This window comes from Comamonas antarctica (assembly GCF_013363755.1).
Taxonomy (GTDB): Bacteria; Pseudomonadota; Gammaproteobacteria; order Burkholderiales; family Burkholderiaceae_C; genus Comamonas; species Comamonas antarctica.
In genome coordinates this window covers 1,087,151-1,105,583 of the sequence record NZ_CP054840.1, presented here as the reverse complement: position 1 = coordinate 1,105,583, position 18,433 = coordinate 1,087,151, and the positions used below count along the sequence as shown (strand labels likewise).

17 protein-coding genes are annotated in these 18,433 nt (G+C 66.2%); 7 read left to right on the top strand and 10 right to left on the bottom strand.

The window, feature by feature from the left end; genetic code table 11:
• Window positions 1–2: 2 nt before the first annotated feature.
• From argF to kynU, 4 genes are all read left to right on the top strand, one after another.
• Window positions 3–926: an ornithine carbamoyltransferase gene (argF, locus tag HUK68_RS05120; protein WP_175503216.1), complete on the top strand. Its 924-nt coding sequence runs from the start codon at window positions 3–5 to the stop codon at window positions 924–926.
• Between the two features lie 137 nt (window positions 927–1,063).
• Window positions 1,064–2,434, top strand: coding sequence for an amino acid permease (locus tag HUK68_RS05115; protein WP_175503215.1), 1,371 nt, complete (start codon window positions 1,064–1,066; stop codon window positions 2,432–2,434).
• An 11-nt stretch (window positions 2,435–2,445) separates the two neighbouring features.
• Window positions 2,446–3,078, top strand: coding sequence for an arylformamidase (kynB, locus tag HUK68_RS05110; protein ID WP_175503214.1), 633 nt, complete (start codon window positions 2,446–2,448; stop codon window positions 3,076–3,078).
• Window positions 3,079–3,097: 19 nt separating this feature from the next.
• The gene (gene kynU, locus HUK68_RS05105) at window positions 3,098–4,408 is read left to right on the top strand and encodes a kynureninase (protein WP_175503213.1); all 1,311 of its coding nucleotides are present in this window, start codon (window positions 3,098–3,100) and stop codon (window positions 4,406–4,408) included.
• Here kynU and HUK68_RS05100 read toward each other — a convergent pair whose 3' ends face one another.
• Window positions 4,409–5,293: a DNA-3-methyladenine glycosylase family protein gene (locus tag HUK68_RS05100; RefSeq protein ID WP_175503212.1), complete on the bottom strand. Its 885-nt coding sequence runs from the start codon at window positions 5,291–5,293 to the stop codon at window positions 4,409–4,411.
• 101 nt (window positions 5,294–5,394) lie between these two features.
• Here HUK68_RS05100 and kynA point away from each other — a divergent pair, with 101 nt between their 5' ends.
• The gene (gene kynA, locus HUK68_RS05095; RefSeq protein WP_175503211.1) at window positions 5,395–6,246 is read left to right on the top strand and encodes a tryptophan 2,3-dioxygenase; all 852 of its coding nucleotides are present in this window, start codon (window positions 5,395–5,397) and stop codon (window positions 6,244–6,246) included.
• 81 nt (window positions 6,247–6,327) lie between these two features.
• Window positions 6,328–7,608 (top strand): MFS transporter, encoded by a 1,281-nt coding sequence (locus HUK68_RS05090; protein ID WP_434082458.1) that lies wholly within the window; start codon window positions 6,328–6,330, stop codon window positions 7,606–7,608.
• 59 nt (window positions 7,609–7,667) lie between these two features.
• Here the strand turns inward: HUK68_RS05090 and HUK68_RS05085 are convergent, their stop codons facing one another.
• The 3 genes from HUK68_RS05085 to HUK68_RS05075 form a co-directional block, all read right to left on the bottom strand.
• Window positions 7,668–8,876, bottom strand: coding sequence for an FAD-dependent monooxygenase (locus HUK68_RS05085; RefSeq protein WP_175503210.1), 1,209 nt, complete (start codon window positions 8,874–8,876; stop codon window positions 7,668–7,670).
• Between the two features lie 300 nt (window positions 8,877–9,176).
• Window positions 9,177–9,467: an H-NS histone family protein gene (locus HUK68_RS05080; protein ID WP_175503209.1), complete on the bottom strand. Its 291-nt coding sequence runs from the start codon at window positions 9,465–9,467 to the stop codon at window positions 9,177–9,179.
• A gap of 122 nt (window positions 9,468–9,589) precedes the next feature.
• Window positions 9,590–10,888: a hemolysin family protein gene (locus HUK68_RS05075; RefSeq protein WP_175503208.1), complete on the bottom strand. Its 1,299-nt coding sequence runs from the start codon at window positions 10,886–10,888 to the stop codon at window positions 9,590–9,592.
• A gap of 24 nt (window positions 10,889–10,912) precedes the next feature.
• On the opposite strand from HUK68_RS05075, the gene HUK68_RS05070 reads away from it, so the two are divergent.
• Window positions 10,913–11,758, top strand: a complete 846-nt coding sequence (locus HUK68_RS05070) for a symmetrical bis(5'-nucleosyl)-tetraphosphatase (protein ID WP_175503207.1) — start codon at window positions 10,913–10,915, stop codon at window positions 11,756–11,758.
• Between the two features lie 64 nt (window positions 11,759–11,822).
• Here HUK68_RS05070 and HUK68_RS05065 read toward each other — a convergent pair whose 3' ends face one another.
• The 6 genes from HUK68_RS05065 to HUK68_RS05040 all read right to left on the bottom strand — a co-directional run bounded on the left by HUK68_RS05065 (window position 11,823) and on the right by HUK68_RS05040 (window position 18,375).
• Window positions 11,823–13,271 (bottom strand): aldehyde dehydrogenase family protein, encoded by a 1,449-nt coding sequence (locus HUK68_RS05065; RefSeq protein ID WP_175503206.1) that lies wholly within the window; start codon window positions 13,269–13,271, stop codon window positions 11,823–11,825.
• A 25-nt stretch (window positions 13,272–13,296) separates the two neighbouring features.
• Complete coding sequence (locus tag HUK68_RS05060) at window positions 13,297–14,385, bottom strand: SMP-30/gluconolactonase/LRE family protein (protein ID WP_175503205.1); 1,089 nt, start codon at window positions 14,383–14,385, stop codon at window positions 13,297–13,299.
• A gap of 58 nt (window positions 14,386–14,443) precedes the next feature.
• Window positions 14,444–15,409, bottom strand: a complete 966-nt coding sequence (locus tag HUK68_RS05055; protein WP_175503204.1) for a 2-hydroxyacid dehydrogenase — start codon at window positions 15,407–15,409, stop codon at window positions 14,444–14,446.
• A 103-nt stretch (window positions 15,410–15,512) separates the two neighbouring features.
• On the bottom strand, window positions 15,513–16,421 hold the full coding sequence (gene kdgD, locus HUK68_RS05050; RefSeq protein WP_175503203.1) for a 5-dehydro-4-deoxyglucarate dehydratase: 909 nt from the start codon (window positions 16,419–16,421) through the stop codon (window positions 15,513–15,515).
• A gap of 48 nt (window positions 16,422–16,469) precedes the next feature.
• Window positions 16,470–17,447 carry a Bug family tripartite tricarboxylate transporter substrate binding protein gene (locus HUK68_RS05045; RefSeq protein ID WP_175503202.1) on the bottom strand — a complete coding sequence of 326 codons (978 nt, stop codon included), beginning with the start codon at window positions 17,445–17,447 and terminating at the stop codon, window positions 16,470–16,472.
• A gap of 118 nt (window positions 17,448–17,565) precedes the next feature.
• On the bottom strand, window positions 17,566–18,375 hold the full coding sequence (locus tag HUK68_RS05040) for a FadR/GntR family transcriptional regulator (RefSeq protein WP_175503201.1): 810 nt from the start codon (window positions 18,373–18,375) through the stop codon (window positions 17,566–17,568).
• Between the last annotated feature and the right edge of the window lie 58 nt (window positions 18,376–18,433).

Genomic DNA, 18,433 nt, shown 5'->3' with positions numbered 1-18,433 from the left:
CTATGAAGCATTACCTCCAATTCAGTGATTTCACCGCCGAGGAATACGCCTACCTGTTCGAGCGCGCGGCGCTGATCAAGAAGAAGTTCAAGAACTACGAGAAGCACCATACGCTCAGCGACCGCACGCTGGCGATGATCTTCGAGAAGGCCAGCACGCGCACCCGCGTGAGCTTCGAAGCCGGCATGTACCAGCTTGGCGGCTCGGTGGTGCACCTGACCTCGGGCGACAGCCAGCTCGGCCGCTCCGAGCCCATCGAGGACAGCGCGCGCGTCATCAGCCGCATGACCGACCTGGTGATGATCCGCACCTTCGGCCAGGAGCGCATCGAGCGCTTTGCCGAGTACTCGCGCGTGCCCATCATCAACGGCCTGACCAACGAGTTCCACCCCTGCCAGATCCTGGCCGACATCTTCACCTTCATCGAGCACCGCGGCTCGATCCAGGGCAAGACCGTCGCCTGGGTCGGCGATGGCAACAACATGGCCAACACCTGGCTGCAGGCCGCCGACCTGCTGGGCTTCAAGGTGCACCTGAGCACCCCGGGCGGCTATGAGGTCGACGAGCGCCTGGCCTTCAACGGCAAGGCCGCCAACCCGGGCAGCTATGCGGTCTTCAAGGACCCGCTCGAGGCCTGCGCCGGCGCCGATCTGGTCACGACCGATGTCTGGACCAGCATGGGCTACGAAGCCGAGAACGAGGCGCGCAAGAAGGCCTTTGCCGACTGGTGCGTCGATGCCGAGATGATGGCCGCGGCGCGCCCCGATGCGCTGTTCATGCACTGCCTGCCCGCGCACCGCGGCGAGGAAGTCGAAGCCGAAGTCATCGACGGGCCGCAGTCCGTGGTGTGGGAAGAAGCAGAGAACCGCATGCATGTGCAGAAGGCGCTGATGGAGTATCTTTTGCTGGGCAAGCAGGCCGACTAAAACTTCGGGGACCGTCCATCCTTCGACAGGCTCAGGACGAACGGATAAAGCCCGTTCGCACTGAGCCTGTCGATGTGCTTTTGGCGCGCCCGTTTTCCCTATACCCTGCAAGCTGCACGCGCAGAAAGATTCCGGCCATGGCCACCTTCCAAGATATCCAGCAACGCGAAACCGGCCTGCAGCAGCACCTGAGCGGCGCGCAGATCGTGATGATCGCGATTGGCGGCGCCATCGGCACGGGCCTGTTCATGGGCAGCGCGTTTGCAATCGGCTTTGCCGGCCCGAGCGTGCTGTTGAGCTATGCGATCGGCGCGCTGATCGCGCTGCTGCTGATGGGCTGCCTGGCCGAGATGACCGTCGCGCATCCGACCTCGGGCTCGTTTGGCGCCTATGCCGAGCACTACATCGCGCCCTGGGCCGGCTTTCTCGTGCGTTATGCCTACTGGGCCGCGGTGGTGCTGGCCGTGGGCATGGAAGTCACGGCCGTCGGCCTCTACATGGGGTACTGGTTTCCCGACTCGCCGCGCTGGCTCTGGGTGGCACTGTTCTCGGCGGGCCTGATCGCGGTGAACGCCTCGAGCGTCAAGGCCTTCGGCCAGGTCGAGTATGTGTTCTCCATGGTCAAGATCGTGGCCATCGTGGCCTTCATTCTGATCGGCGCCTATGTGGTGTTCGGCACGCAGCGCCCCGACATCGGCTTTCACCTCTACACCGCGCAAGGCGGCTTCTTCCCCAACGGCCTGTGGGGCACCTGGGTCGGCGTGATCGTCGCGATCTTCAGCTATCTGAGCCTCGAAGCGATTGCCGTGGCCGCAGGCGAGGCGCAGGATCCGCAAAAGGCCATCACCAGCGCCTTCCGCACCACGGTGCTGCGGCTGGTGCTGTTCTATCTGCTGACGCTAGCGCTGATGCTGGCCATCGTGCCCTGGCAGGCGGCCGGCACCGACCGCAGCCCGTTCGTGCGCGTGATGGAGATCCTCGGCATTCCGGGCGCCGCGCATGTGCTCAATTTCGTCGTGCTGGTGGCCGCGCTGTCGGCCATGAACAGCCAGCTGTATGTGACCTCGCGCATGATGTTCAGCCTGTCGCGCGGCGGCTACGCGCCGCGGGGCCTGGGCCGGCTCAACGCGCGCGGCGTGCCCACGCGCGCGATTGCGGTGTCCTGCGCCGGCATTGCCGTGGCCATGGTGCTCAACGTCTGGCAGCCCGAGAAATCGCTGGTCTGGATGATGTCGATTGCGATGTTCGGCGCGATGTTCACCTGGTTCATGGTGTTCGTGACGCATCTGTTCTTCCGCGCGCGCTGGCAGGCCGAGGGCAACCGGCCGCTGGCGTTTCGCATGTGGGGCTTTCCGGTGCTGACGCTGCTGGGCGCGGCGCTGATGCTGGGCGTGCTGGTCACGACCTACTTCACCGCGGAATTCCACCTCACGCTGCTGACCGGCGTGCCCTTCCTGGGTGTGCTGCTGCTGGCCTACCGGCTCTGGTTCCGGCGCCGCGCCGTTTAAAGTCGACTCCCATGGCACAGCAACTCTGGGACATCTCCCCTCCGATCCACAGCGCCAGCCCGGTGTTTCCGGGCGACACGCCCTACAGCCAGCAGTGGTGCGCGACGATTGCGCCGGGCTGCCCGGTCAACGTCAGCGCCATCACGCTGTCGCCGCATGTCGGCGCGCATGCCGACGCACCGCTGCACTATGCGCCCGATGGCGCGGCGATTGGCGCGCTCGACCTGGAAAGCTTTCTCGGGCCCTGCCGCGTGATCCATGCGATTGCGCAGGGCCCGCTGCTGCGCTGGCAGCACCTCGAACATGCAATCACGGCCGACTTGCCGCCGCGCGTGCTGGTGCGCACCTATGCGCAGGCACCCACGGGCTGGGACGATGGCCTGGCCGCGTATGCGCCCGAAACCGTCGAGCGGCTGGCCGATCTGGGCGTGCGGCTGATCGGCATCGACACCGCGAGCATCGATCCCGCCAGCAGCAAGACGCTCGACAGCCACCAGGTCATTCGCCGTCGCGGCCTGCGCGTGCTGGAAAATCTGGTGCTCGACGCCGTGCCCGAAGGCGACTATGAACTGATTGCGCTGCCGCTCAAACTGACGCAGGCCGATGCCTCGCCCGTGCGCGCCGTACTGCGCACGCTGCGCTGAACCCATGGATGAAACACGCATGACACTGACCTTGCAAGACTGCCGCGACCGCGATGCCGAGGACCCGCTGCGCGCGCTGCGCGATCTGTTCGCGCTGCCCGCGGGCCAGATCTATCTCGACGGCAACTCGCTGGGCCTGGCGCCCCGGGCCACGGCCGCGCGCGTGGCGCAGGTCGTGCAGCAGGAATGGGCGCAGGACCTGATCACCTCGTGGAACAAGGCCGGCTGGGTCGATCTGCCGCAGCGCCTGGGCAACCAGTTCGCGCCCTGGCTGGGCGCGCGCCGGGACGAGCTGGTATTCACTGACACCACCTCCATCAACCTGTTCAAGGTGCTCACGGCCGCGGCGCGCATTGCCGCCGAAGACGCGCCGGCGCGCCGCCGGCTGCTGACCGAGCGCAGCAACTTCCCCACCGACCTGTACATCGCCGAGTCGGTCTGCGCCCAGCATGGGCTGCAACTGGTGCTGCTCGAGCCCGAGGAAATCCCCGCCGCGCTCGACGACCAGGCCGCCATCCTGCTGCTGACGCATGTGAACTACCGCACGGGAGCGATGCACGACATGGCCGGCCTCACGGCCGCGGCGCATGCGCACGGCATCCTGTGCGTCTGGGACCTGTGCCACAGCGCGGGCGCGGTGCCCATCGATCTGCATGCCGCCGATGCCGACTTTGCGGTGGGCTGCGGCTACAAATACCTCAATGGCGGCCCGGGCGCGCCCGCGTTCGTCTGGGCGCACCCGCGCGTCGTCAACCGCTGCGCGCAGCCGCTGGCCGGCTGGTTCGGCCATGCCGCGCCGTTCGCGTTCACGCCCGGCTATGCACCTGCGGACGGCATACAGCGCTATCTGTGCGGCACGCAGCCCATCATCAGCCTGTCGGCGCTGCAGTGCGGGCTCGATGTGTTCAGCGCCACCGAGCCGCTGGGCGGCATGGCGGCGCTGCGCGCCAAGTCGCTGGCGCTGACCGATCTGTTCATCGCGCTGGTCGAGCAGCGCTGCGCGGGCCACGGCCTGGGCCTGGCCACGCCGCTGGCCCATGAAAAGCGCGGCTCCCAGGTCTGCCTCACGCGCGACGAGGGCCTGGGCGTCGACGGCCAGGGCAGCGGCGCCTATGCGATCGTGCAGGCATTGATCGCACGCGGCGTGATCGGCGACTTCCGCCAGGGCGACGGCGGCGTGGGCCGGCACAAGGACATCCTGCGTTTCGGCTTCACCCCGCTGTACCTGGGCTTCGAGGATGTATGGAATGCCGCCGAACAGCTGCGCCAGGTGCTGGAGAGCGGCGAATGGCGCGAGGCGCGCTTCCACCAGCGCCAGGCGGTGACCTGATCAGGCGTTCAGCGCCTGCATTGCCCACAGGTGCGCCGCCACCAGCGCGCGCCATGGCGCAAACGGCGCAAGCCAGGCTTCGGCACGCGCCATGTCCACATCCTCCTGCAGCAGCCGCTCGATGCCGCGGCGCACCGCCACATCGCCATGCAGCGAACCATCGAGCCAGCCGAAGCCGCGCAGCAGTGTGTAGTTGACCGTCCACGGACCTATGCCCTTGATGGCCAGCAGGGCGGTGCGGATCTGCTCCACCGACAACTGCGGCGCCGCGGCCCAGGCATCGAGCGGCAGGCGTCCGGCCCGCACCGCCTCGGCCACTGCCAGCAGACTCTGCGCCTTGCCCTGTGACAGCCCTGCCGCGCGCAACGACTCCAGGCCCAGCGCCAGCACGGCATCGGCCTGGGGATGGCAATACAGGCCGCCCGGGTGGCGCAGATCGGCCGCCAGGATCAAGCGCCGGCGCAGCGACACCGCGGCCGCCACGCTGATCTGCTGGCCCATGATGGCCCAGGCCAGCGCCTCGAACGGCGTGCCCGCGAGCGGCACGCGCAGGCCCGACTGGCGCTGCAGCACCGGACCCAGCAGAGGGTGCGCGGCCCATTGCGCCTCGAAGCGGCCTATGTCCTGCGTCAATCCCAGCATGCGTTGCACCAGCGGCAAGACATCCTGCGCGGGCAGGCCCTCGGCATCCCACCGCACGCGGGCCCGTCCCGGCAGGAAATCGATCTGCAGGCACACCGGCCGGCCCTGCCTCCACAGCCCCTTGCGCAGCGTGTCCGCGGCCACCTGCTCGGCCAGCGCCTCGCGGTCGCGTGCATGGAAGGCCAGCAGTTCGTGCACGCGGAAGTTCACGGGCAAAGCCAGGGTTTCAAAGCAGTCGTTCATGGAGCGAGGGTGCGAAGACAATGCCGCAACAAGGCGGGAACAAAGGGGCACAGGACCAAGCGGCGGCCTATGATGTATCGACCGATTATTGCCCTGCTTCCATGACCGACCACCCCCCCGCACCCGAAGCCATCGTGCAGCAAGAGCGCGCGCAGCTCGACTTCAGCCAGAGCATGAGCTATGGCGACTACCTGCAGCTCGACCAGATCCTCACGGCGCAAAAGCCGCTGTCGCCGGACCACAACGAGATGCTGTTCATCGTCCAGCACCAGACCAGCGAACTGTGGATGAAGCTGATGCTGCACGAACTGCACGCCGCCATCGCGCATGTCGCCAAGGACGAGCTGCCGACGGCCTTCAAGATGCTGGCGCGCGTCTCGCGCATCATGGAGCAGCTGGTGCATGCCTGGGATGTGCTGGCGACGATGACGCCGCCCGAATACAGCGCGATCCGCCCCTATCTCGCGCAGTCGAGCGGCTTCCAGAGCTACCAATACCGCTGCATCGAGTTCTCGCTGGGCAACAAGAACGCGGCCATGCTCAAGCCGCACGCGCACCGGCCCGAACTGCTGGCCCTGGTCGATGCGGCCTACCGCGCGCCCTCGCTGTACGACGAGGCGCTGCGCCTGCTCGCGCGCCGCGGCATTGCGGTGCCCGAAAGCCATCTGCAGCGCGACTGGACCCAGCCCTACAGCGCCGATCCCGGCGTCGAGCAGGCCTGGCTCACGGTCTACCGCGATCCCGCCACGCATTGGGACCTGTACCAGCTGGGCGAGGAACTGACCGATCTCGAGGACGCGTTCCGGCTCTGGCGCTTTCGCCATGTGACCACCGTCGAGCGCGTGATCGGCTTCAAGCGCGGCACGGGCGGCACGGGCGGCGTGAGCTATCTGCGCAAGATGCTCGACGTGGTGTTGTTCCCCGAGATCTGGACGCTGCGCAGCGCGTTGTGAGCCAGGGTTTCCCCCAGCGCCGCAGGCGACAGCGCCGGCCCTGGCTTCAGGCTAGGCTCGGGCAATGAGGAACATTGTGCCGTGAACCAGCCTGCCGCCCCCGACCTGAATCCCGCTCCTGGCGCAAGCGCCGCCGGCTCCCCACCGCTGACCGCCAGCGGCGCCTGGTCCATGCTGCTGGTGCTGCTCAGCGGCTTTGCGCTGAGCCAGGCCTACCGCACCGTCACGGCCATCATTGCCGTGGCCCTGCAGACCGACTTCGGCCTCTCGCCCTCCTCGCTGGGCCTGTTTGCTGGCCTGTTTGCGCTGACCTTTGGCGCGGTGCAGCTGTTCATGGGTGTGGGCATCGATCTCTATGGCCTGCGCCGCACGGTGCTGTTGACGGCGCCGCTGAGCATCGTGGGCGCGGCCCTGTCCGCCTGGTCGCCCAGCTATGGCTGGCTGCTGGCGGGCCAGGCGCTGATCGGCCTGGGCTGCGCACCCGCCTTCCTGGCCTGCACGGTCTTCATCGCACGGCATTTTCCCGCCGCGCAATTTGCCGCGGTGTCGGGCATCAGCCTGGGGCTGGGCGGCATAGGCATGCTGTTCACGGGCTCGCCGCTGGCCTGGCTGGTCGAGCATTACGGCTGGCGCAGCGGATTCGCCACGCTCGGACTGCTGTCGGCACTGTCATGGCTGCTGATTGCCTGGAAAGTGCATGAGCCCGCCCCGGGCGCCGCCGCGGGCCCGCGCCAGAGCTGGCTTTCGGCGTCGCGCGAATTCGGCGCGCTGATGATGCAGCCCTACAGCTGGGGCATCCTGGCCATGGGACTGGTGACCTATGCGTCCTTCCTGACGCTGCGCGGCCTGTGGCTCGGACCGCTGCTGATGGAGCGCCACCACTGGTCGCTGGTGGCCAGCGGCCATCTGGCGCTGCTGGTGTCGCTGATCTCCCTGGTAGGCCCGGGCGTCTTCGGCCGCCTGGACCCGGGTCCGCTGCGCCGGCGCCGCCTGCTGGTGACCACGACGTCGATCATCGCCCTGCTCTACGCCGCGCTCGGGTTGATGCATGTCGGCTGGCTCACGGTGGCGTTGATCATCGCCATCGTCTGCATTTCGGGCGGCTCGGCGCTGCAATATGCGCATGTGCGCTCCTCCTTCCCGCCTGAAGCCACGGGCCGTGCCATGGCCCTGCTGACCATGGCCATGTTCCTGGGGGCGGCGCTGATGCAATGGCTGACCGGGGTGCTGGCTTCGTGGGCGGTGCACCATGGCTGGGATCCGTTCGCGGCGGTCATGCTGGGCATTGCGGTGATGCTGGGCCTGGGCGCGCTGCTGTTCCATACGCTGCCGGTGTCGCAGCGCCTGGGACAGGCGGGTTGAGCGCAGCGTCTTAGCTTCCGACACCTTCAGTACCGCCGACCGGACCCCGCGCCGCGCAGTTACAGCGAACTCGCGCTGGACCCATCGCCCCGGTAGAGCCAGGGCAGATCCATGATGCGCGCGCCCAGCAGTTTCAACGCGGTGTCGCGGCCCCAGCGCATGGGCCCGGTGGCATGGAAGATGCGGCCGTTGCGCTGCGAGCGCGCCTGCACGCGTGCGTTGCGCTGCCAACGGTTGAGCGCGTAGCGGCGCAGGCGCAGGTCCAGGTCGAGGTCGTGCATGGACAACGCGCGCTGCAATTCGGCAGCATCCTCGATGGCCATGCCTGCCCCTTGGGCCAGATAAGGCCGCATGGGATGGCTCGCATCGCCCAGCAACGCCACCAGGCCCTGCGCCATCTCGGTGGGGGCGCGCAGCGGCGGACGGTCGGCCAGCGGCCAAAGGCGCCAATCCATGCCCATGCGCGGCACGCTGCGCACCAGGTCCTGCAATGCGCTGCAGGTGCCGGACAGCGCGGCTTCGAGATCCTGCGCATTGGCCGCGTGGTCCCAGCGTTCCATATCCGCGGGTGCGGGGCCCTGAACGATCACCACGAGGTTCTGCAATTCGCCGCGGCGCACCGGGTACTGGATCACATGCAGGCGCGGCCCGAGCCAGGCGGTGACTTGCTGCGTGCGCAGCCGCTGCGGCAACTCGGCCTGGCGCACCATCGCGCGGTAAGCCAGATGGCCCGTGGCGCGCGGTGGTCCGTCGCCCAGCAACTGGCGGCGCAGGCGGCTGTGCACGCCATCGGCGCAAACCAGTGCATCGCCCTCGATCAGCTTGTTCGCCTGGTCGCGCACCGTCACCACCCCGTCGGCCTCACGGTAATGCTCTATCGTCTCGCCAAGGTTCAAATGCACGTCGGCATAAGCGCGCAGCGCGGTCAGCAGCAGCTGATGCAGGTCGGCACGGTGGATGGTGACATACGCTGCGCCATAACGCGCCACCGCCGCACTGCCCAGTGGCATGCGCGCCAGCGCCTCGCCGCTCAAGGCGCTGCGCACCTGCAGCGCCTCGGGTACCGCCACGACCGCCTGCAGGCTGTTCTGCAGCCCCCAGGCCTGCAGCCTTCGCACGACATTCGGCCCGAGCTGTATTCCCGCGCCCACTTCGCTGAAATGCTGCGCGCGTTCGAACAAGCGAACCTCGCAGCCGGCGCGCAGGGCGCCAATGCCTGCCGCCAATCCCCCAATTCCACCCCCGGCAATCAACACCTGCTTTTTCATGCGCTCCATTGTGCCCCGGCTTGCGCGGGTTTCATGGGTTTTGCTTATCGCACATAAGCGTTACCGCTCGCGGATTAAATGTAGGCAACAAATTGTTGCGACTGCGCAATCTCGCGCTTTTTTCTGACTTCTCTTGCCCGTTTATGCAGCCAGCATCCACGAAAACCGTTAGTTCCATAATATTGAACAACCGTGGTGAGCAAATCGATTCACGCCATAAATTCAGTCGACGGTATACCAAATTGCGCCGGCAACAAAAAAGGCCTGCAATGCAGGCCTTCTTCTTCAACGCGATGCCATTCAGATGGCAAACTTTTCGCGATCTTCGTTTTGAATCCACTTTGGCGCCTTGCCGCGGCCGGTCCAGGTCTGGCCGGTGTTAGGGTCGCGGTACTTGGGAGCCACCTTGGCACCGCTGCCCGAGCTGCGTGCGGCACGTGCCGGGGGAAAAACGTCTTCAGCCGTCATTTCATACTCGGCGACCAGCGAACGCACGCGTGCCACTGCATCGGACAGTTCGCGGCTGCGGGCCTCGTGGATCTGCTGTTCCAGGGCTTCTTTTTGCTTGAGCAGTTCTTTGTATGAATTCATGGTGTTGGTATCTTCTGAAGAAGTAGAAAGTGTCTGGATATTATAGAAAAATTAGAAACCACGCCAGCGAACTTGCCATACGTAATATCCACAGATTTCAAGCCTCCATTTTCAACCTTGGATCAGGCACTCTCCGCAGGTTTCTCGGCCAGCACCTTGTCGATTCGTTTTCCATCGAGATCCACGATTTCGAAGATCCAGCCGGCGCAGGCGATGCGTTCGCCAACCGCGGGCAATCTGCCGGTTTCAGCCAGCAAAAGCCCGGCAATGGTGTTATACCGTCCTCTTTCTTCATCTGGAAGATCGCGGATATCGAGCCGGGCCTTGAGTTCGGCAATCGGCATCAACCCGTCCAGAAGCCAGGAGCCGTCTTCACGCGGCGTGGCCCAGGCATCGGCATGCGCACCTGGCTTGAGTTCGCCAGTAATGGCTTCGAGCAAATCACGCGGCGTCATGATACCTTGCACCACGCCATACTCATCGACGACGAATACCATGCGGCCCGAACGCGCGCGCAATTGGTCCAGCAATTCCATGCCGGTCAGGGTTTCCGGTAAAAATGCCGCCGGCAATGCATGTTCACCCAGTTTGCCCTCGGCACCCGCCCCCAGCGCCAGCATGCGCGCCACGCTGATGACACCCACCACATCGTCCAGCGAACCGCGGCAAACCGGATACCACGAATGGCTGCCTTTTTCCTGGCCGTCAGCCGATAAACGCAAACCTTCGGCCACGGATATATCGGCGTCGAGCCATTGCACATCCGAACGCGGCACCATCAATGATGTCAGCGAGCGCTCGTCCAAGTGAAAAACATTCTGCACCATCTGATGCTCATGGAATTCAATGACGCCGGCATTGCGGCCCTCTTCGAGACTGGCGACGATTTCCTCTTCGGTCACCGCGCGGCTTGCCGAATCGTTGACGCGCAGCAGCGTCAATACCGCCTGGGTCGATGCCGCCAGCAGGCGCACGAAAGGCTTGGCCACCGAAGCCACCCAGGTCATGGGACGCGCAATCAGCCGCGCGACGGTTTCGGGATAAAGCTGGCCAATGCGCTTGGGCACCAGTTCGCCAAATACGATGGTGATGAAGGTAATCACTGCCACCACGATGGCCGTGGCGGTGATGCTGGAAGCACCTTCGGGCATGCCGACCGTTCGCAGCCAGGCGGCCAGGCCATCGCTGAATGCGGCCTCGCCAATGATGCCGTTGAGCATGCCGATGGAGGTAATGCCCACCTGCACCGATGACAGGAACTGGGTTGGATTATCCAGCAGCACCAGGGCCGCGGCAGCGCCCTTGTCGCCGTCTTCGGCCATGCTTGCCAGGCGCGCCTTGCGGCTCGACGCCAATGCCAATTCCGACATGGCAAACACACCATTGAGCAGGGTCAAGAGTGCAATCAGCAGAAAATCCATGAATCTATAAATAGAAAGAACACCATGTCAATGTACTGTATCGGCGATATCCAGGGCTGCGACGAAGCCCTCGGCCGCTTGCTCGATGTCATCGATTTCTCCCCGAGCCGCGATACGCTGTATCTGCTGGGCGATCTGGTCAACCGCGGGCCGACCTCGCTGCAAGTGCTGCGCCGCTGCATTGCGCTGGGCGATGCGGTACGCCCCCTGCTGGGCAACCACGACCTGCACCTGCTCACGGCCGCGCATGGCCTGCGCGCTCCCGGCAAGCGCGACACGCTGCAAGACATCCTGCAGGCGCCCGACCGCGCGCAGCTGCTGGACTGGCTGCGCCGCCAGCCGCTGGCGCGCCTGCACACCACGGCCGGCGGCGAACGCCTGCTGATGGTGCATGCGGGCGTGCTGCCCGCATGGAGCGTGGAGCAGACGCTGGCGTTGGCCGCCGAAGTCGAAGCCGTGCTGCGCAGCGACGCGCTGGTGGATTTCCTCGCGAAGATGTACGGCAACACGCCCGCGGCCTGGAGCGACGACCTGCAAGGCGCCGACCGGCTGCGCGTGGTCGTCAACGCGCTCACGCGCATGCGCTTTTGCACGCCTGACGGCCGGATGGATTTCGAGAGCAGCGAAAGCGCAAGCGATGCCCCGGCCGGCCTGCTGCCCTGGTATGACGCGCCCGGACGCCGCACGGCCGACACGCCGATTGCCTTCGGCCACTGGTCGACGCAGGGACTGGTGGCCCGCCATGACCTGATCGGCCTCGATACCGGCTGCGTGTGGGGCGGCTGCCTGAGCGCGATGCGCTTTGGCGCTGCGCTGGCCGAGCGCGAGCTGATCCAGGTCCACTGCGAGCAAGCCCAGCCGCCCAAGTAAATGGGCATAAAAAAACCGGGCCTGCGCCCGGTGTAAAGAGAAGTCCTGTGGCCTCTGCGCCGGCTTAGGCCAGCGTGTACGCGGTCTTCACCGTGGTGTAGAACTCCTGCGCATAGCGGCCCTGTTCGCGCGGGCCGTAGCTCGAACCCTTGCGGCCGCCAAACGGCACGTGGTAGTCGACGCCTGCCGTGGGCAGGTTGACCATGACCATGCCGGCCTGGCTGTGGCGCTTGAAATGGGTGGCGTGCCTGAGGCTGGTCGTGGCAATGCCCGCGGCCAGGCCGAAGGGCGTGTCGTTGGCCACGGCCAGCGCTTCTTCGTAATCGCGCACGCGGATCACGCTGGCCACGGGGCCGAACACTTCCTCGCGGTTGATGCGCATGCCGGCCGTGGAATCGACAAACAGCGCGGGCTGCAGGTAGAAGCCGTCCTTGCCGCTGCCGGTGTGGCACGCAATGCGCGCGCCGCCCGCAGCCAGCACCGCGCCTTCGGCCTTGGCGATCTCGACATAGCTCAGGTCCTGCTCGAGCTGGGCCTGGCTCACCACCGGGCCGATGTCGGTGCCCGCGGCGCGCGCGTCACCGACCTTGATCTTCGCCATGCGCGCCTGCAGCGCCTCGATGAACGCCGGGTAGATCCTGTCGGTGACGATCAGGCGGCTCGACGCCGTGCAGCGCTGGCCCGTCGAATAGAAGCAGCTTTGCGCCGACAGCTCGACGGCCTGGTTCAGATCGGCGTCGTCCAGCACGACTTGCGGATTCTTGCCGCCCATCTCGAGCTGCACCTTCTTGCCGCTGGCGACACACGCGGCGGCAATGCCCTTGCCCACCCCGACCGAGCCGGTGAAGCTGATGGCCGCCACGTCTTCATGCTGCACCAGCGCCTCACCGATCACGCGGCCGCGGCCCATGACCAGATTGAAGACGCCGGCGGGAATGCCGCTGCGATGGATGATGTCGGCCAGCGCCCAGGCGCTGCCCGGCACCAGGTCGGCGGGCTTGAGCACCACGCAGTTGCCAAAGGCCAGCGCGGGCGCGATCTTCCACGCGGGAATCGCGATCGGGAAGTTCCAGGGCGTGATCAGGCCGACCACGCCGATGGGCTCGCGCGTGATTTCCACGCCGATGCCCGGGCGCACCGAGGGCAGGGTCTCGCCCGCCAGGCGCAGGCATTCGCCCGCGAAGAATTTGAAGATCTGGCCCGCGCGGGCGACTTCGCCAATGGCTTCCGGACGGGTCTTGCCCTCCTCGCGCGCCAGCAGGTCGCCGAGTTCCTCCTTGCGCGCGAGGATCTCATTGCCGATCTTGTCCAGCGCATCGTGGCGCGCCTGGATGCCCGAGGTGCTCCACGCGGGGAAGGCGGCGGCAGCGGCAGCGACGGCGGCGTTGACGTCCGAGGCATCGCCCTGCGCATACTCGCCGACCACGTCGGACAGGTCGCTGGGGTTGGTATTCGGGCTGTAGCTCTTGCCCGCGGTCCACTGGCCGTTGATGAGATTGTCGAATTGGTTCATTGCATCGATTCCTGGAGAAAAAAACTTATGCCGCGCCATGGGCCTCGACATACAGCGCATACAGCGAGTGGCTGCTGGCCATGTAGAGACGGTTGCGCTTAGGACCGCCGAATTCGAGATTGGCGCAGCGTTCGGGCAGGCGGATGAAGCCAATCGGCTTGCCGCTGGAATTGAAGATCTTGACCCCATCCATTTCCTCGGATTTGCCCAGCGGCAGATGCGCGCGCATGCCGCCGCCGATGTCGCTGGCCTCGGGGCTGAAGGCGCCGCTGAAGCCCCAGCCGCACCACAGGTTGCCGTCGCGGTCGACGCGCAGGCCATCGAAGGCGCCCGGGCCGTCGGCATCGATCAGCCGGGTCTTGTTCGACAGGCTGGTGCCATCGGCCGAGACGTCATAGCTCCAGACGCCGCGGTTCGGATTGCCCTTCCACTCGACCACATAGAGCTTCTTCTCGTCGGGCGAAAACGCCAGGCCGTTGGGGTTGACGAGATCGGTGATGACGGCGCTGATCTGGCCGTCCTTGCCGATGCGGTAGACGAAGGTGCCGGGCTGCTCGGGCGTGGCGCGCGCGCCTTCCCATTCACCGTTGATGCCGAACAGCGGATCGGTGAACCAGATGCTGTCATCCGAGCGCACCACCACGTCATTGGGCGCGTTCAGGCGCTTGCCCTGGTAGCGCTCGGCCAGCACGGTGATGCTGCCGTCGCGCTCGGTGCGCACGACACGGCGCGTGACCGAGTGCTCGCAGGTGATCAGCCGGCCCTGGCGGTCGCGCGCATTGCCGTTGGCATAGTTGGCGTTTTCCTTGTGCACCGAGAACCTGCCGGTCTTTTCCTCGTACTTCATCAGCCGGTTGTTCGGGATGTCGCTCAGGATCAGCGTGCCGGTCTCGGGGAAATAGGCCGGCCCCTCGGCCCAGCGCATGCCGGTGCCGAGTTGCTCGACCGTGCTGCTGTAGATGCGGTACTTCGCAAAGCTCGGGTCGAGGATGTAGACCGACGGATCGGGATAGCGCTGCTGGGGCGTGAAGCCAAACGACTGGGCGCCGGCGGCGGCGCTCCAGGCGCCCACGGCGCTGGCACTGAAAGTCTTCAACAGCTTGCGGCGGTTCATGTGCAGTCTCCTGGGAAAGGGCAAGAAGGCCGGCGCACCACAGCGCGCCCGGCGTCGATCAGCGTGCGGCGGACCAGGGCACTTCGGCCGCGGGACGCCCGGTGGCGATGAACTGCTGCAGGTTCTGCAGCACCAGGTCGGCCATGGCGCGGCGGGTCTCATGCGTGCCACTGGCCACGTGCGGCGCAAGCACCACGTTCTCCAGCGCCAGCAGATCGGCGTGCGGGCGCGGCTCGTCCTCGAACACGTCGAGGCCCGCACCCGCGATGCGGCCGCTGCGCAGCGCCTCGGCCAGCGCTGCTTCGTCGACCACGCTGCCGCGCGCCACGTTGACCAAAAAGCCCTGGGGACCCAGCGCATCGAGCACCTCGGCATTCACCAGATGGCGCGTGTTGTCGCCGCCCGCGGCGGTGATGACCAGGAAATCGCACCAGCGCGCCAGCTCCAGCAGCGAATCCAGATAGCGGTGCGGCGCGTCCTCGACCGGGCGCCGGTTGTGGTAGCCGACCTCCATGTCGAAGCCCTGCGCGCGGCGCGCCACGGTGCTGCCGATGCGGCCCATGCCGAAGATGCCCAGGCGCTTGCCCGAGACCCGGGTGGTGACGCCGAAGCGCTGGCGGCTCCAGTCGCCGCGGCGCACGAAGCGGTCGGCGGCGCTCACGCCGCGCGCGCTGTCGAGCAGCAGCGCAACGGCCATGTCGGCCACGCAATCGTCCAGCACGCCCGGCGTATAGCCCACGCGCGCGCCGCGCCGCAGCAGCGCATCCTTGTCCAGCGCATCGAAGCCGACACCAAAGCTGCTGACGAACTTGAGCGCGGGCAGCGCATCGACGACGCGCGCCGGCAGGCCCATCGCGGCCGAGGTCACCGCATACTCGAACTGCGCGCCCTGCTCGGCAAGGAAACGCTGCGGATCCGCTTGCTCGGACAGGATCTGCACGTCGTAGGCCTGCGCCAGCTCGGCATCGAGCTGGGGCAGCGGCATCTTGCCGTATTGGAGAACGCGGGGTCGGGAAGGCGCCATGCCGGAAAATCCTGGGTAATGGATGGAAAAAAAGCCGGGCGCCTGCAGGAAGCTCCTGCCGGCACGCCGGCCTGCGGGGCACTTCGGCCCCGGCGCAAAGCGCTTACTGCTCGACCTTCTTGATCAGCGCGGCCAGTGCCTCGATCTCATCGGGCTTCAGGTCGGCCAGCGGCGCGCGCACCGGGCCCGCGTCGTGGCCGACGATCTTCGCGCCGGCCTTGACGATAGACACGGCGTAACCGGCGCTGCGGTTGCGGATCTCGAGGTAAGGCAGGAAGAAGGACTTGAGCAGCTCGTGCTGCGTGGCGTGGTCGTCGTTCTTTACCGCTTCGTAGAAGCGGATCGCGGTCTTGGGGATGAAGTTGAACACCGCCGACGAGTACACCGGCGTGCCCAGCGCCTTGTAGGCCGCGGCATAGACTTCGGCCGTGGGCAGGCCGCCCAGGTAGGCCAGGCGGTCGCCCATGGTCAGGAACATCGCGGACATGGCTTCGATGTCGCCCACGCCATCCTTGAAGCCCACCAGGTTGGGGTTGCGCTCGCACAGCTTGGCCACGGTCTCGGGCGTGAAGCGGCTGATGCCGCGGTTGTAGATGATCACGCCGAACTTCACGCTCTTGCAGACGGCCTCGACATGCGCGGCCAGGCCTTCCTGGCTGGCTTCGGTCAGGTAGTGGGGCAGCAGCAGCACGCCGTGGGCGCCGGCCTTTTCCGCTTCCTGCGCGCACTGGATGGCAAAGCGCGTCGGGCCGCCGGCGCCGGCAATGATCGGCACCTTGCCCTTGCAGGTATCCACGGCGGTCTTGATGATCGCCGGGTACTCGTCCGCCGTCAGCGAGAAGAATTCGCCCGTGCCGCCGGCCGCGAACAGTGCGGTCGCACCGAACGGGGCCAGCCATTCGAGGCGTTCGGCATAGCTCTTGGCATTGAAGTTGCCCTGGCTGTCGAAGTCGGTCACGGGGAACGACAACAGACCGGAACTCATCACGCTTTTGACATCTTGGGGGCTCATGGCAAATCCTTAGGGAGAAAACAAAAAAGGAAAAAAGAGGTGGGACGGTCAGTCCAGCTGCAGGTTGGCGCCCTGCACGACGCTGCGCCACCGCGCACGCTCGGCGTTGAAGAACTTGGTGGTCTCGGCGGGCGACATGGTCACCACTTCGGCGCCCTGGCCGGTCAGGCGAGCGCGCACGTCGGGCGTGCGGATGGCTGTCAGCAGCACCTGGTTCACGCGCTGCACGATGGCGTCAGGCGTCTTGCCCGGCAGCACCACGCCCTGCCAGGTGCCCGAGGCAAAGCCCTTGGCGCCCTGCTCGGCCAGCGTCGGCACGTCGGCAATCAGCGGCATGCGGGTTTCCTTGGAAATGCCCAGCAGCTTGAGCTTGCCGCTCTGCACATGCGGGTAGGTGGCCAGCATGCCGTTCATCAGCACCTGGGTCTGGCCGGCCACGGTGTCCTGCACCGACTGCACGCCGCCCTTGTACGGCACATAGACCCATTTCGCGCCCGTGAGGCGGGCCAGTTCCACGCCCGCCAGGTGCGGCGCGCTGCCGGTGGCCGTGACGGCAAAGTTCAGGTCTTCCTTCTTCGACAGCGCCACCAGCTCCTGCAGGTTGTTGGCCTTCACGCCGGGATGCACCACCAGCATGTGCGGCGAATAGGCCAGCATGGCCGTGCCGCGCAGGTCCTTGGACGGGTCGAAGCTGAGCTTGGTGTAGACCGAAGGCGAGATCGCCAGCGCGCCCAGGTCGGCCAGCAGCCAGGTGTAGCCATCGGGCTGGGCCCGGGCCACGAACTCCGCACCCAGGTTGCCGTTGGCACCGGGCTTGTTCTCGATGACCACGCTCTGCTTGAGTTCCTGCGAGATCACCTGGCCGATCGAGCGCGCAATGATGTCCGAGCTGCCGCCTGGCGGGTACGGCACGACCAGGCGGATGGGCTTGCTGGGCCAGGCATCGTTGGCCAGGACCGGAGTGGCGAATGCACTGGCGGCAGCCAGGGCCAGGGCGGAACACAGGAAGCGATTGCGGGTAAGCATGGCAGGTGTCTCCAATTTTTAGTGGTCAGTCATCATACAACTGGAAAGATGAAAACGGATCACCAAATTTCTAGGGGTAAACACGAGGACTGGGACGGCACGCGAACGCAGCGCCGCATCATGCCGCCGAACCGGACTCCGTACCCTGGCTCAAACGCTGCGCCAGTCGCAGGCGCTCGCGCGAGTTGGTCAGGTGGATGCGCATCGCGGCCCGCGCCGAGTCCGCGTCCTGGCGCTCGATGGCGGCATAGATCTCCTCATGCTCGCGATTGACGCGGCGCAGGTAGTCCGGATCGCGTGCCGGCGCGTGGATCGATGCAATGCGGTTGCGTGGAATCAGCAGGGTGCCGAAATGCTGCAGGATTTCCTGGAAATAGCGGTTGCCCGTGGCCTGCGCGATGCTCAGGTGAAAGGCCAGATCCTGGCTCACGGTCTCGTTGCCCAGCGCGAAGTGGTGCTCGAATTCCTGCAGCGCCGCGCGCATTGCCTGAAGGTGCTGCGCTTCACGGCGCTGCGCTGCCAGCCCCGCGGCCTCGGTTTCGAGGCTGATGCGCAATTCCAGCACCGCCAGCACATCGACCGACTCGCTGAGTTCATGTGCGTTGAGCCGCAAGGCGGCACTCTCGGGCGCAGGCAGTACGAAGGTCCCGATGCCGTGGCGCGTTTCCACCAGGCCCGCGGCCTGCAGCTTGGACAGCGCCTCGCGCACCACGGTGCGGCTCACGTCGTAGCTGCGCACCAGTTCCGACTCGGTGGGCAGCTTGTCGCCTTCGTGCAGCAGCCCCTGGCGGATCTTCTGGCCGAAGTCCTCCGACAGCAGATTCGCCAGGCTGCGGCTGCCGCGGCTGGCCTTGCTGCGCAGTGCCGACCCGTCCACCTCGGACAAAAATGCGGCGGATTGGGGTAATTCCGATGTCAGGGTGCTCATGAGACTGATGATAATGGTTTTTAGTTGTACGACAACATATCACTTATGACCGATTCGT

Coding starts and splice junctions, on each gene's coding strand:
- HUK68_RS05070 (WP_175503207.1), top strand. CDS start 10,913: ATGTCAATGTACTGTATCGGCGATATCCAGGGCTGCGACGAAGCCCTC.
- HUK68_RS05080 (WP_175503209.1), bottom strand. CDS start 9,467: ATGAATTCATACAAAGAACTGCTCAAGCAAAAAGAAGCCCTGGAACAG.
- HUK68_RS05060 (WP_175503205.1), bottom strand. CDS start 14,385: ATGAACCGCCGCAAGCTGTTGAAGACTTTCAGTGCCAGCGCCGTGGGC.
- HUK68_RS05040 (WP_175503201.1), bottom strand. CDS start 18,375: ATGAGCACCCTGACATCGGAATTACCCCAATCCGCCGCATTTTTGTCC.
- HUK68_RS05075 (WP_175503208.1), bottom strand. CDS start 10,888: ATGGATTTTCTGCTGATTGCACTCTTGACCCTGCTCAATGGTGTGTTT.
- kynU (WP_175503213.1), top strand. CDS start 3,098: ATGACACTGACCTTGCAAGACTGCCGCGACCGCGATGCCGAGGACCCG.
- HUK68_RS05115 (WP_175503215.1), top strand. CDS start 1,064: ATGGCCACCTTCCAAGATATCCAGCAACGCGAAACCGGCCTGCAGCAG.
- HUK68_RS05055 (WP_175503204.1), bottom strand. CDS start 15,409: ATGGCGCCTTCCCGACCCCGCGTTCTCCAATACGGCAAGATGCCGCTG.
- argF (WP_175503216.1), top strand. CDS start 3: ATGAAGCATTACCTCCAATTCAGTGATTTCACCGCCGAGGAATACGCC.
- HUK68_RS05100 (WP_175503212.1), bottom strand. CDS start 5,293: ATGAACGACTGCTTTGAAACCCTGGCTTTGCCCGTGAACTTCCGCGTG.
- kdgD (WP_175503203.1), bottom strand. CDS start 16,421: ATGAGCCCCCAAGATGTCAAAAGCGTGATGAGTTCCGGTCTGTTGTCG.
- HUK68_RS05085 (WP_175503210.1), bottom strand. CDS start 8,876: ATGAAAAAGCAGGTGTTGATTGCCGGGGGTGGAATTGGGGGATTGGCG.
- HUK68_RS05065 (WP_175503206.1), bottom strand. CDS start 13,271: ATGAACCAATTCGACAATCTCATCAACGGCCAGTGGACCGCGGGCAAG.
- kynA (WP_175503211.1), top strand. CDS start 5,395: ATGACCGACCACCCCCCCGCACCCGAAGCCATCGTGCAGCAAGAGCGC.
- HUK68_RS05045 (WP_175503202.1), bottom strand. CDS start 17,447: ATGCTTACCCGCAATCGCTTCCTGTGTTCCGCCCTGGCCCTGGCTGCC.
- kynB (WP_175503214.1), top strand. CDS start 2,446: ATGGCACAGCAACTCTGGGACATCTCCCCTCCGATCCACAGCGCCAGC.